Origin of the sequence: Bacillus sp. MUM 13 (genome assembly GCF_001866725.1) — a bacterium.
In the GTDB taxonomy this organism is placed as follows: Bacteria; Bacillota; Bacilli; order Bacillales; family DSM-1321; genus Peribacillus.
Genome location: NZ_MLYQ01000001.1, coordinates 1 through 13,442, shown reverse-complemented (window position 1 = coordinate 13,442; position 13,442 = coordinate 1). Strand labels below are relative to the sequence as shown.

Sequence of the window (13,442 nt, the reverse complement as noted above, 5' to 3'; positions counted from 1 at the left end):
TTTCTCTTAATGGAATCAGGGTTGCAAACTTAGAGGATATTAGAAGCACCGCAATAAATGCGTATTAGTTGTCCTAAAAAAGCTTGGTGCAGAATTTTTAAAAACGCATTCAAAATACAGGCTGAATGGCTCTAGAAAGTAAAGAAATTCCGAAACAGTCTAGAATCAGCACCAATTTCCTGACACTAAAGGTTTTTTTTATTATAGCATTGTTTTTTTATGAATAATATAAATCATACTTATAAAACATCGTGCTGAATATTAAGAATTCATGAAGGAAATCCTGCCGATTTTTGGATTACATCACTAACAATGGATGAACTAATTGCAACTTAGTTAATTTCATACTATTATAAAAATATAGAACAATCTGTAACCGCAAACATTTTTGGGAATATAATATATTTTATTCATATAGTATTCCATAATTTGTTTTGTCAATTCTATCAATTCAATTTCATATTTTAGACTTCTGCCGCAGGGATATTTCCAGTACAATGTTTCCCCCGGCTTCAGAGCACCAGTCCCCAGCAAATCATTTATCAGTATGAAATTGATAATTTTCAACTTATTAGGAGGGTAATTGAAGTGAAATTTGAAAGCTATGGTTTTAATCAATTAACAGCAGAGTTAAATAGGCTAGATGATGTAATGAACAGCCACGGTTTAGTGAGAGCTGAGCAATGGGATTATGAAAGAGTAAATTATGACCGAAAATTCGAATTACAGGAAGGCGTTTTTTACCTTCGTGTCCAGGGCTACTCTGTTGAAGGAGACGTAGGCTCTCATAAAGCTGTTATTAAACTATTGGTTCCTTTGTTAGGCAAGCACTATTACCCTCATGGCCTAGAGTATGGAGAAGGAGAGCACTTTCCCGCTTCACTTATTAAGCAATGTGAAAAAACCCTTGCTGCAGTCAAGGCTGAACTGGATGAGTTTAATGGACTTTAATTAAATAGCACTGCCGAAAACAGGGCGAATATCCATGATTTTGGCATCAGAAAGCAAAAAAAACCTGGTCAGCAAGACCAGGTTTTTTTTGTTTTGTTTAGATATTACCCAAAATGGCTTTTATGACAGATGTTGTATCTCCGCCTTTATAAAACACATACAAAAGCAGATATACAGCTACTCCAGTAATAGCGGTAAAAAACCAGATGACGCTGGTAACCGGACCAATTTTCCTGTGTTTAGCAAATTTTTTATTATACGCAAGTGCCAGGGTCACAATCCCAAAAACTCCTCCAGTGGTGGCGAGGGTAATATGGAAGATTAAAAAAATTGTATAATATACTTTAATTTTATCCGGACCGCCAAAGGCAGTATTTCCGATGAAAACTGTGCGGGTAGCATAAATCAAAAAGAAAATCAGCGCGAATACAGCACCAGTGACCATGGCCTTTTTATGCGCTTCAATGTTGCGCTGCTTAATCAGGTACCAGCCGATTGCAATCATGATTGCACTTAATACGATAAAAGCGGTGCTGATTGTAGGGAGAATTGGTAAAGACATAGGATAGTTAAACGCCCTCTCTATTTATATTCATCTCATTCATTTTATAAAACGTTTTGTTAAAATTCAATATAATACTCCCTTTCGTAACAGAACGCTCACTTTTCCGCAAAAAATACGGCATCCCGCTTCAAGCAGGATGCCATATTTTCATTTTACAAAATCAAAATCTAAAGCGGGATCAATTTTTTTTGATTCTCCATTTTCCTGCCGGTACCAGGAAAAGAAAATATACCCTAACAAGATTCCATACACAATTTCCTGAATGATTTTCATAAGAACCCCTCCGAGCTGCTGATCCTCTAGCAATGGAAGGCCATTGAAAAGCTCCGGCCCGCTTAACTGAACCCCTGATAAAGCAGAAGATGGAACACAGAGCGCCATGGCACTCGACCATGCTTGCGGATTAGAAAATGTATGGTAAATCGGGTGATCCGCAAAAATGATAAGCGCACAAGCAGGTGTCAGCAAAATGGCGCTGCCAAAAATATATCCGACTTTCTTTAGCCCTGAAAGACTTTCTCTTTCCGGCAGTGTATTCAATAATGGAAACCACATGAATATGGCGGCAATAAACAGGACTATTGTATACGTACTGTGCAGCCACATGTTCACCTTAATAAAGTCAAATATCAAAGGGATGTGATAGAAAGAAAAAAGCCCGTTAAAAACAATCAGAGCAATCAAAGGAATCGTAAAGAAATTAAAAATAGTATCCAAACCCCTGATGGAAATCAGCCATCTAAAAAGCCAGCCGGGAATGCTGATAATAAATAATGGAGCAATCACGAGATAAAGGATAGCCATCTGTGACATATGGACACTGAACATAATATGCCCAAGCAGGTCAACTGGCGACCCTTTTATTATATACAGCAGCAGCATCGTTACAGTAAAGATCAAATTTTGTCCTGCAGGCACTGGTGCGTTTCCTGCGAATATATATCTATACTTCGTGACCAATAACAAATAACCGACAGTTAAGATGATCAAAGATGCAAAAAAGTATGGACTCCACAAGGCCTGAAAACCAAATATATCAATTGACATACAATCACCCCTTTAACACATTTGCTGCCAGTCCCTTTTACCCGTTTTGTCAGGCGTTGTTTTCGGTGATATATATAGAAAAACCGGCTCAATTTCAGCCGATTTTCCTTATAAAATCAAATCCAGACAATAGTCAGGAACGTTAGTATGGCAATGGACCCCACCGCTAACCCTGCATATATAAATATGGTTATCGTTTCGTGGCCCTTATGCTTCATATGCATGAAATAATACAATTGAAATATTACCTGTACAACAGCCAGAAGCAAAATAAATGGCTTAGTGAACCAATGTGAAAAACCGTCATACTTCACTGCAAAAAAAGCGATTAGAGTAAGGAAGATCATGAGCGTAAAAGTTATAAGCTGATGCTTCATTTCCTCAGCATTTTTTTTGCGGCGATACGTTAAATTCACATTAGGGTTAGCTGAATTTGATTGATCATTCGCCATCAGTTTATCCCACCATTCCCATTAGATATACAACTGTAAAGATAAATACCCATACTACATCAATAAAATGCCAATACAGGCTTGCAATATAAAATTTAGGCGCATTATATAAATTGAGTCCTCTTTTTGCATTTCTCAGCATCAGGGATAAAAACCACATCAGACCAAAGGCAACGTGGCCTCCATGAAATCCTACAAGCGTATAGAAGGCAGATCCAAATGCACTGCTTGTAAACGTATGATGGAATTCATGGACATAGTGATTAAATTCATACACTTCCAGTCCGAGGAATCCAAAGCCGAGCAAAACTGTTACCACAAGCCAGGATTGCATTTTATTGAAATCCCGGTTCTTCATATGAAAAATTGCATAAACGCTAGTCAAAGAGCTTGTAAGCAAAAGCATTGTGGCAACAAATGTTAAAGGCAATTCAAATAAATCTTTTGCAAGGGCAGCACCATCATTCGGAACTTTGTCCTTCAAAGCAAGATAAGTGGCAAATAAAGAAGCAAATAATACAGTCTCGCCGCCTAAAAACAGCCAAAATCCCAAAAACTTATTTTTTCCTTCAAGAGTGGCTTTTTCTGGAGCAGCAGGCCAGGTTATGTCAGTGAATTTTTCATCTGCATGCATTATGCCTTTACCCCCTTATCTTCATCCTCTAGCAAATCCTCTTTATGAATATGGAAACCATGGTCATCGATTACTGATCGGAGAAGCATGGATCCAAATGTAATTGCAATGCCAAGGATGATTACAGGTATGGCCCAAGTTGTTTTATCAGCATGATACATCGCACCGAAAGCTGCAACAAACAGACCAAGTGAAGTGGTCACAGGCAGAATGGATGAGTTAGGCATATGGATATCACCCAGCGGCTCTGCAGGTGTATAAGTATTCTTCCCTTCCATTTTTTCAATCCAAAAGGCATCTAGTCCTCGGACAAGCGGCGTTTGTTTGAAATTATAAAAAGGAGGCGGTGAAGGAATGGACCATTCAAGCGTGCGTCCATCTCCCCAAGGGTCATTTCCTACTTTTTCATTTTTAACAGACGTCATAATAATATTGACAAGCATTACCAGTACTCCGATTGCCATTAAAAATGCCCCAACTGTACTTATCATATTGGCCGTCTCGAAACCTTGGCCAGGAAGATAGGTAAACACACGGCGTGGCATCCCCATGAGTCCTAAAAAATGCTGAACAAAGAATGTCAAGTGGAAACCGATCAGGAAAAACCAGAACGAAATTTTCCCGAGAGCTTCGTTTAAAATTGTTCCGAACATTTTTGGCCAGTAAAAGGTTATTCCCGCAAGCAAGCCTAAAACTACTCCGCCTACAATTACATAATGGAAATGTGCTACAACAAAATAACTGTCATGATACTGATAATCTGCTGGAGCAGCAGCAAGCATGATGCCTGTTACTCCCCCCATTGTAAAAGTAGGAATAAAAGAGACAGCGTAAAGCATTGGCGTTGTGAATTTTACGCTTCCGCCCCACATGGTAAAAATCCAGTTGAAGATCTTGATGCCTGTAGGGACAGCAATAGCCATTGTTGCAACCGCAAATATGGCATTCGCAATCGGCCCAAGTCCTACCGTAAACATATGGTGGGCCCATACCATGAAACCAAGGAAACCAATTAAAACGGTAGCGAATACCATTGAAGAATATCCGAATAATCTTTTCCTTGAGAATGTTGCGAATATTTCAGAGAAAATACCAAACGCAGGCAGAATAAGAATATATACCTCAGGATGGCCGAATATCCAGAAAAGATGCTCCCAGATTATCGTATTCCCTCCAGCTGCTACTTCAAAGAAATTAGCCCCGAACATCCGGTCGAACATCATCAGCGTTAGCCCTACTGTCAAAGGAGGGAAAGCAAAAAGAATTAATGCCGAAACCACAAATGTCGACCAGGTCAAAAGAGGCATCCGCATATAAGTCATGCCTGGTGCACGCATGTTAATGATGGTAACGAGAAAATTGACTCCCGCAATTAATGTTCCAAATCCCGAAATCTGCAGTCCGAGTATATAAAAATCGACTCCATGTCCAGGAGAGTTCATGGCGAGGGATGCATATGAAGTCCATCCTGCATCCGGCGCTTTTCCAAAAAACCAGGATAGGTTCAAGAAAACGCCACCAAAGAAGAATAGCCAAAACCCAAGCGAATTCACATATGGAAATGCGACATCCCTCGCACCTATCTGCAAAGGAACAACTGCATTCATCATCGCAAAAATCAGCGGCATGGCCGCAAGGAAAATCATTGTCGTGCCGTGCATTGTTATAATTTCATTATATAAGCCTGCACTTACAAAGTCATTATTCGGCACTGCAAGCTGAATTCTTATAAACATCGCTTCCAGTCCGCCGACTACAAAGAACAGTCCGCCTGTAATAAGGTATAATATGGCGATTTTCTTATGGTCAACTGTTGTAAGGAAATCCCAAATCGTTGCGCCAAATCCTTTTTTCTTAGCGTGCGTACTCACAATCCAACCCCCTATTCAATCAATATTCCCCTATTGTGCTTCCACTTTCAGACCCATTAAATATGCAGACAGTGCATCCAGCTGCTGATCTGTAAGCTTTCCGTATTTTCCGGTCATTTTATTGCCCGGTTTATATTCTTCAGGATTTTGAAGCCATTTTTTCAGATTTTCTTCATTATGCTTTAAAACACCAGCGATCCGTTCCCGCTCCCCAAAGTTAGCTAGGTTTGGCGCCTGGCGTGCTTTTTCAGGCCTTGCATCTGTAGGGGTAACCGCATGGCATCCAATACAGGATTTGTTAAACACTGCTTCGCCCTCTTTTGCAAGGTTTCCGACAGCAGCCGGTTTTTTAACCGCTTTCATATCTGCTGCCCACTGATTAAAATCTGCCTTTGATTTAGTCTTCACCTTAAAATCCATAAGTGCATGTGATGGACCGCAGAGTTCAGCACATTTACCATAGAACATGTTGCCGACATCCTCTGATTTCTTCGGATCAAACTCCAGCCAGAATTTATTTACTCCATCAACATTGGTATCCATTTTCCCTCCTACTGCAGGAATCCAAAATGAATGCTTCACATCGGAAGCCTTTAAATTGAAGTAAACCTTTTGGCCAGTCGGGACGACGAGTTCCTGACTGGTGACAATCCCTAAATCAGGATATTCAAATTCCCACCAGTATAAGTTTGCCCTTACATTTACTACAAGGGCATCCTTGGTCTTCCCAGCTTTATCTTTCTTTTCCATGGCTTTTGTATCCGCAAAGTCAAACGTGCTTATAACAGTAGGAACAGCCAGGACGATTAAAAGGATAATAGGAATAACAGTCCAAATGATTTCAAGTTTGTGATTCCCTTCAACCTGCCTGGGAATTGTTTCATCCCCTTTTCTGCGGCGGAAGCGCACAATTACAATAGCAAAAAGTACAATAACAGCAACGATTACCAGTACCATGATTAACGTGCTAAGGATCATCAGGTCATACTGTTTTTTCGCTACTTCTCCAGCTGGCGTTAATGCAGACAGGTAAGGCTTTCCGCACCCGGATAGAATTAGCGCCAAAATTGCAAAAATTGAAAACAGACGCCATTTTTGCAGCTTTTTTTTCATAGCTTAAGAAACCCCTCTTTCGTCAAAATTTCACACATTCTAAAGATGTGAATGGTTAATAAAATTCTCTCTATATAAATTCTGCAAACCAGAAAGAATCCCCAAAAAAAGGATAGGAATCAAGCTTCATTATGTATGCCGGTACAAAAGATGATGTTCTGTTATGTATTAAACTATCCGGCAATTCAAGAAGCTGCCGGATAGTCATTTAATTATATTACGGTGACAATAACCATAGCAACATACAAAATGGTCATGTAATTCAAGGAGTAGACAAACATTAGCCTGGCCCATTTTAAATCGTCTTTCATTTTATAGCCGTAAAGGCCAAGTGCAAGCCATCCGGCCGTCAATACTGAAGCCAGGATGACAAGCGGAAGGCCCAGTGAGGTAAGAAAGAATGGAACGGCAACAAGGCATGCGACCCACAAGACAATAGACCGTTTCGTTGCTTTGAATCCCTTTATTACTGGAAGCATGGGAATGCCTGCCGCCCGGTATTCTTCCACACGTTTCATTGCCAATGCATAAAAGTGGGGAGGCTGCCAGAGAAACATAATCATAAATAGCACCCAAGCCATTGTATCAAGACCCGGATCGACAGCTGCCCATCCAATAAGCGGAGGAACGGCACCGGAGATGCTGCCTACAATCGTATTTGAAACATAACGCCGCTTAGAAATCATTGTATACAGCACTACATATGAAAAAACACCGATAAAGCCGATGAATGCAGCAGTCATATTTGTTAAGCCAAGCAAAAACAGCCCTAATGCAATTAGTATGAGACTAAGTGTCAATACCTTGGCAGGACTGACTTTTCCAGTTACAGTTGGCCTGTTTTTAGTTCTTTCCATCAAATGATCAATATCGCGGTCATAAAAATTATTTAAGCTGCATGATCCTGCAATGATTAGTGCTGAACCAGCCAGGACGAAAAAAACTGTGTCGAGGTTAGTTAAAAAATGCATGCCTGAAAAATGAAGAGCCAGCCATAAGCCCGTAAAGGTCGTAATCATATTGGAATTTACTATTCCTACTTTGATAAGCGCCGTAAAGTCTTTCCAGGCACTTGTTTCTGGAATAAGGGATGCTTCGCCGTTTTTCATGTCGGCTTCTGTCAGTGCCCTGTTTGACATATATGTTCCTCCTTTGAATATTTCAGCAAACACAAAAAAACGTCTTCTGCTTATTATTTCATATTTTTTTGCATTTGCAATCGAGGAAGTGTCAACAAAGAATCAGCTTCATTCCTTTATCACTGTCAACGAAATCCTAATATAATAAATTTTATTTCTATATCATTATATTACCACGAATAAAAGTTTAAGTATCCTTCTTGAGTCTATTAAATCATACTTTAATCCAATTTTGTGGATTTTTTTTGTATAATTTTTGACCAAATTGTGACTCAATCTCTACATTCCCAAGAATCTCCTGGTATTAAAAACCCTGAATGCCAAGCGGACCGGGTGTCGTTATCCCTTTCCCGTAAATATTCCTCCTTCTTAACACTGCATCGTCCCGCAGGCACTTTTCAAACATGGAATTTGAATGACCTGCTGCTATACTCTCCCTTTCTCCCTATTAGTTTTATCAGCCGCACTGTGCATTTTCAAACATCCAGCTTGTAAGAGCGTTTACATTTATTATTTACAATTCTGCAAAAAAGAGGTAAGTTGAATAATATCAAAAAAGTTTAATTATTGAGTTTTTTGAAATAATTCTTTTCTTTTATGCTATGATTAACCAATAAAGGCCAATATGAACAGCAAAGCGAGTTCAACGAATGCTTATCGTGCTTATAGCGAACTTAGAATTAAAGAGGTGAGACTGGGTGTATCGGGCATTAAAGTGGTTTGCGGTATTAACGACAATAGGAATGCTATTAATATTGCTGGGCGGCGCTCTTGTAACTAAAACTGACTCAGGCATGGGCTGCGGACGTTCCTGGCCTCTTTGTGAAGGAAGGTTTGTCCCTTCGGATATTACTCCTGCTCTCTTGATTGAACTGGCACACCGCCTTATTTCCGGTTCAGTGGGATTCATGGTTTTAATACTTTCGGTCTGGTCCTGGAAAAGCATTGGCCATATCAGGGAAACAAAGCTTCTGTCTCTTATGTCTTTCATTTTTTTGGCGGTACAGGCACTGATTGGTGCAGGAGCTGTGCTTTGGGGTCAATCCAGTTTTATAATGGCCCTTCATTTTGGAATTTCCTTAATATCCTTTGCCTCAGTGCTCCTTCTGACTCTTCTTATTTTTGAGGTGGACAAAAAATTCGATGCAAAAAAACTGATCGTCGATAAAACGATGAAAATCCATATATACGGACTGATGATTTATACATATATTGTGGTTTATACAGGGGCACTTGTCAGGCACACGAAATCCAGCCTGGTGTGTAAAGACTGGCCTTTGTGCGTAAACAGCAGCCCCTCGCTCCCAGGCAATCTTTACGAATGGGTGCAGATGGGGCATAGGGCTGCAGCCGGATTAATTTTTATCTGGGCCGGGATTGCTGCCTACACTGCCATAACCAGATACAGACATCAAAAAGTAATATATTGGGGATGGATAACAGCTTTTTCCTTAATTACTTTCCAGGCACTTGCAGGCATTCTGATTATTGTTACGAGGCTAAACCTAATCGTTTCCCTTGCACATGTAGTATTCATTTCCTGCTTCTTTGGCGTATTGAGCTATTTGCTGCTTTTAACAAGCCGCAGCAAGAAAAACAGTTTTTCTGCCCAGGCACAGATCGCCTCCAAAAATAAGGCTGTAAACCTCCTGCCTTCGCAAAAGGGGAATATTATATAGCGAAGCAGGTCCCGCTCATGGCGGTACAGCATTCGGGCAGAAACAGAAAAAAGGCATCTCTATGAGATAGCCTTTTTTCTGTTAAAACGGGATGCTTTAAAGTCTGCACTCTTTCTGATTTATTTACTGCTCAATTTCAATGAGCAAATCTCCAGTGCTGATACCTTCGCCGTCTTTAACATGTATTTCTTTAATGGTTCCTGAATAAGGAGCCTGTACAGTGGTTTCCATTTTCATGGCTTCAGTAATAATCAAATGGTCACCTTGTTTCACCTTTTCTCCCTTTACAGCAACGACACGCAATACTGTTCCTGGCATTGTTGCTCCAATGTGAGATGGATCCTTGGGATTAGCTTTCATTTTGCTTAGGACAGATGATTTAATGCTCTCATCCTTAATGACAACCTCGCGGGACTGGCCGTTCAGTTCGAAATAAATGGCCCTGGTTCCATCGGCCTCTGCCTGGCCGATAGATACTAGTTTCACAATCAGCGTCTTCCCAGTTTCTATTTCAACCTCAATTTCTTCTCCAAGCCTCATTCCATATAAAAAGGTAGGAGTGTCCAGGTTGGAAACATCCCCAAACTGTTCAATTGTTTTCACATAATCAAGAAAAACCTTTGGATAAAGGGCATATGCCAGCGCATCAAAGCTTGTGACAGGCCTGTTGATTTCCCTGTATAGCTCTTCTTTAAGACTATCGAAATCGACTTCCTCAAGAAGCTCTCCCGGCCTTACCGTAATTGGCTTCCTGTCTTTCAATATGGCCTGCTGCAGTTCTTTTGGAAATCCTCCGCTTGGCTGGCCAAGATAACCTTCGAACAATTCAATAACTGAATCTGGAAAATCAATTGATTTTCCTTTTGCTATAACAGCTTCCTCATCCAAATCGTTTTGCACCATGAAAAGTGCCATGTCTCCTACCACTTTTGAAGAAGGTGTAACTTTTACAATATCGCCAAACATGGCATTTACTCTTTGATACATCTCTTTTACTTCATTCCAGCGTTCACCCAAACCGACTGCTTTTGCCTGCTGCTGCAAGTTGCTGTACTGGCCACCAGGCATTTCATGCTTGTAGATTTCTGTATGGGGCGCCACCATGCCGCTTTCAAAATCCTTGTAATACTCCCTGACACCTGCCCAGTACCCTGATAATTCCTCAAGGGAATCAATATCAAGCTTAGGCTGCCTTTTTGTTCCTTCAAGGGCGTAATACAAAGTCTGGGAACTTGGCTGTGAAGTCAGCCCTGCCATGGAGCCGATAGCTGTATCGACAATATCCACACCTGCTTCTATTGCTTTTGCATACATGTAAATCCCGTTACCGCTCGTATCATGTGTATGCAAATGGATTGGGATTTCAATAGTATCCTTTAATTCAGAGATCAGGCGATAAGCGGCCTCAGGCTTTAGCAGCCCTGCCATATCTTTTATACCAAGGATATGCGCTCCCTGATTTTCCAGTTCTTTTGCCAAATTTTTATAATAATCAATATCATACTTTCTTCTCGATGGGTCGTTTATATCACCTGTATAACAAATCGCGGCTTCTGCCACTTTTCCGGAACTGCGGACTGAATCAATCGCAACTTCCATTCCTTTAACGAAATTAAGGCTATCGAAAATCCGGAATACGTCAATTCCAGCAGAAGCAGATTTATCGACAAACTCTTTAATTACGTTGTCTGGATAATTTTTATATCCGACAGCATTGGATGCACGCAGCAGCATTTGAAATAAAACATTCGGCGCCTTTTCACGCATCCGGAGCAGCCTGTCCCAAGGATCTTCCTTAAGGAAACGGTATGCGACATCAAATGTTGCCCCTCCCCACATTTCCAGGGAAAATAAATGTGGCAAAAGCTTGGCAGTAGGTTCCGCTATTTGAAGCAGATCCCTAGTTCTGACCCTTGTTGCAAGCAAAGACTGATGGGCATCGCGGAATGTAGTATCGGTGATGAGGACTTCATTCTGCCCTTTGATCCAATTCGCAAGACCTTCTGGACCCATAGCTTCAAGAATCTGTTTGGTTCCGCTTTGAATATCCTTGCTTGTTTTCAGTCCGCTGATATCCACTTTGTCAAAAACCGGTTTTTTCTTTTTTTCAATTCCCGGAAATCCATTTACTGTAACGTTCCCTATATAACTGAGCATTTTCGTGCCCCGGTCTTTTCTTTTAGGAAAAACAAACAGCTCCGGAGTGTCATCAATAAAGGAAGTATCGTATTCTCCCTTTTTGAATTTCTCATGTTTAATAACGTTCTCTAAAAATGGAATGTTCGTTTTGATGCCTCGTATCCTGAATTCCTTTAAGTTCCTGACCATCTTGGCGGCCGCTTTTTCAAAGGTCATGCCGTGTGTTGACAGCTTAACAAGCAATGAATCATAAAAAGGTGTTATGACCGCTCCCTGAAAGGCGTTGCCGGCATCCAGGCGCACCCCAAAACCTCCGCCTGACCTGTAGGCCATTATTTTTCCGGTATCAGGCATAAAGTTATTTAAGGGATCTTCCGTTGTGACACGGGACTGAATGGCAAAGCCATGTGTTTGTATATCTTCCTGTGCAGGAATGCCGGTTGTCGAGTCGTGAAGCTCAAATCCTTCTGCTATTAAAATCTGTGACTGAACAATGTCAATGCCTGTTACCATTTCAGTAATGGTATGTTCAACCTGAACCCTTGGATTGACTTCAATAAAATAAAATTCATCATTTGCCACAAGGAATTCGACTGTACCTGCATTGATGTAATTTACATTTTTCATTAAATTTACAGCCGCTTCACAAATACGTGTCCGCAATTCCGCAGAAATCGATACAGACGGAGCTACCTCCACAACCTTTTGATGCCGTCTCTGCACAGAACAATCCCGCTCATGCAGATGTACGATATTTCCATGTTTGTCACCAAGAATCTGAACCTCTATATGCTTTGGATGCTGAATGAATTTTTCGGCATACACTTCATCATTACCGAAAGCGGCCTTCGCTTCTGACTTTGCACGCTCATATGCCTCCTTGAGCTCTCCGGCATTATTGACGATCCTCATGCCGCGGCCGCCGCCGCCCAATGATGCTTTAATAATAATAGGAAAACCATTTTTTTCGCCAAATTCTGCGACATCCCCCAAACTTCCAATGGGCCCGTCACTTCCGGGAATAACCGGGATTTCAGCCTGTACAGCCTGGTACCTTGCTTTTACCTTATCGCCGAACATATCCAAATGCCTTGTTTCAGGGCCTATGAATATTATCCCTTCTTCTTCGCAGCGTCTTGCAAAATCAATATTCTCCGATAGGAATCCGTATCCAGGGTGAATGGCATCTACACCGCTTCTTTTTGCAATTTCAATAATGCCTTCAATATCTAAATAAGCATCGATTGGCTTCTTTCCTTCCCCGACTAAATACGCTTCATCAGCTTTATATCGGTGATAAGAGCCAGAGTCCTCTTTGGAATAGATGGCAACTGTCCGAATATTCAGCTCGGTACATGCCCTGAAAATCCTGATTGCGATTTCTCCCCGGTTTGCAGCAAGGACTTTTGTAATACGACTTTTTTTCATAATAGCACCTACTTTTATGTATTTTAGCTGAATTGCTTATTTCATATTTGCCAAGGGGGACACATCAGAAAGATTCTTACAAAAATCTGATACTGGCACCCTTCAAATATTGCAATATGAAATGGACATGAATATATTGAAAAAAAGAACGGAGAACAATCTCGGTCTTTTACTTCACAATTTAAATGGAAACTAGCCCTATATGTTTTGATAAATCAACATGGCAGATTCCCAAGAAATCCCCTGTTAAGATAACCCAATTATTCAAATATAATATTTATATGGAATAAACAGAAAATAACGAATATGGTTATGTATCCTTTAAAAATAATACTTAAACAATAATACGAAAATATTCTGAATACAATAAAAAAATCATTTACAGCAACTTTTTTATCATTATATATAAAAAAACCATTTACTG

The 13,442-nt window shown here is 40.5% G+C and carries 10 protein-coding genes; 2 read left to right on the top strand and 8 right to left on the bottom strand.

Going from position 1 to position 13,442, the window contains the following annotated elements:
• Positions 1-588: 588 nt before the first annotated feature.
• The gene (locus BIV59_RS00050) at positions 589-951 is read left to right on the top strand and encodes a YugN family protein (protein WP_071349387.1); all 363 of its coding nucleotides are present in this window, start codon (positions 589-591) and stop codon (positions 949-951) included.
• A gap of 97 nt (positions 952-1,048) precedes the next feature.
• On the opposite strand, the gene BIV59_RS00045 is transcribed toward BIV59_RS00050, so the two are convergent.
• From BIV59_RS00045 to cyoE, 7 genes are all read right to left on the bottom strand, one after another.
• A complete protein-coding gene (locus BIV59_RS00045) occupies positions 1,049-1,513 on the bottom strand; it encodes a DUF420 domain-containing protein (protein ID WP_071349386.1) in 465 nt (154 codons plus the stop codon).
• 150 nt (positions 1,514-1,663) lie between these two features.
• A complete protein-coding gene (gene ctaG / locus BIV59_RS00040; RefSeq protein ID WP_071349385.1) occupies positions 1,664-2,563 on the bottom strand; it encodes a cytochrome c oxidase assembly factor CtaG in 900 nt (299 codons plus the stop codon).
• 116 nt (positions 2,564-2,679) lie between these two features.
• On the bottom strand, positions 2,680-3,015 hold the full coding sequence (gene ctaF / locus BIV59_RS00035) for a cytochrome c oxidase subunit IVB (RefSeq protein ID WP_071349384.1): 336 nt from the start codon (positions 3,013-3,015) through the stop codon (positions 2,680-2,682).
• 4 nt (positions 3,016-3,019) lie between these two features.
• Positions 3,020-3,649 carry a cytochrome (ubi)quinol oxidase subunit III gene (locus BIV59_RS00030; protein ID WP_071349383.1) on the bottom strand — a complete coding sequence of 210 codons (630 nt, stop codon included), beginning with the start codon at positions 3,647-3,649 and terminating at the stop codon, positions 3,020-3,022.
• Positions 3,649-5,520: a cytochrome c oxidase subunit I gene (gene ctaD / locus BIV59_RS00025; RefSeq protein WP_071349382.1), complete on the bottom strand. Its 1,872-nt coding sequence runs from the start codon at positions 5,518-5,520 to the stop codon at positions 3,649-3,651. Before ctaD ends, BIV59_RS00030 begins: the two co-directional genes overlap by 1 nt.
• Before the next feature lie 30 nt (positions 5,521-5,550).
• Positions 5,551-6,633, bottom strand: a complete 1,083-nt coding sequence (gene coxB / locus BIV59_RS00020; RefSeq protein WP_071349381.1) for a cytochrome c oxidase subunit II — start codon at positions 6,631-6,633, stop codon at positions 5,551-5,553.
• 212 nt (positions 6,634-6,845) lie between these two features.
• Entirely contained in the window at positions 6,846-7,772 is a 927-nt protein-coding gene (cyoE, locus tag BIV59_RS00015; protein WP_071349380.1) for a heme o synthase, read from the bottom strand.
• 698 nt (positions 7,773-8,470) lie between these two features.
• Between cyoE and BIV59_RS00010 the strand changes: the two genes are divergently transcribed.
• The gene (locus tag BIV59_RS00010; protein WP_071349379.1) at positions 8,471-9,451 is read left to right on the top strand and encodes a COX15/CtaA family protein; all 981 of its coding nucleotides are present in this window, start codon (positions 8,471-8,473) and stop codon (positions 9,449-9,451) included.
• Positions 9,452-9,574: 123 nt separating this feature from the next.
• On the opposite strand, the gene pyc is transcribed toward BIV59_RS00010, so the two are convergent.
• Positions 9,575-13,018 carry a pyruvate carboxylase gene (gene pyc, locus BIV59_RS00005; RefSeq protein ID WP_071349378.1) on the bottom strand — a complete coding sequence of 1,148 codons (3,444 nt, stop codon included), beginning with the start codon at positions 13,016-13,018 and terminating at the stop codon, positions 9,575-9,577.
• Between the last annotated feature and the right edge of the window lie 424 nt (positions 13,019-13,442).

What these genes read in the sequence shown, in the direction of transcription:
- BIV59_RS00045 (WP_071349386.1), bottom strand. Translation starts at nt 1,513, where the DNA reads ATGTCTTTACCAATTCTCCCTACAATCAGCACCGCTTTTATCGTATTA.
- coxB (WP_071349381.1), bottom strand. Translation starts at nt 6,633, where the DNA reads ATGAAAAAAAAGCTGCAAAAATGGCGTCTGTTTTCAATTTTTGCAATT.
- ctaG (WP_071349385.1), bottom strand. Translation starts at nt 2,563, where the DNA reads ATGTCAATTGATATATTTGGTTTTCAGGCCTTGTGGAGTCCATACTTT.
- cyoE (WP_071349380.1), bottom strand. Translation starts at nt 7,772, where the DNA reads ATGTCAAACAGGGCACTGACAGAAGCCGACATGAAAAACGGCGAAGCA.
- BIV59_RS00030 (WP_071349383.1), bottom strand. Translation starts at nt 3,649, where the DNA reads ATGCATGCAGATGAAAAATTCACTGACATAACCTGGCCTGCTGCTCCA.
- pyc (WP_071349378.1), bottom strand. Translation starts at nt 13,018, where the DNA reads ATGAAAAAAAGTCGTATTACAAAAGTCCTTGCTGCAAACCGGGGAGAA.
- ctaF (WP_071349384.1), bottom strand. Translation starts at nt 3,015, where the DNA reads ATGGCGAATGATCAATCAAATTCAGCTAACCCTAATGTGAATTTAACG.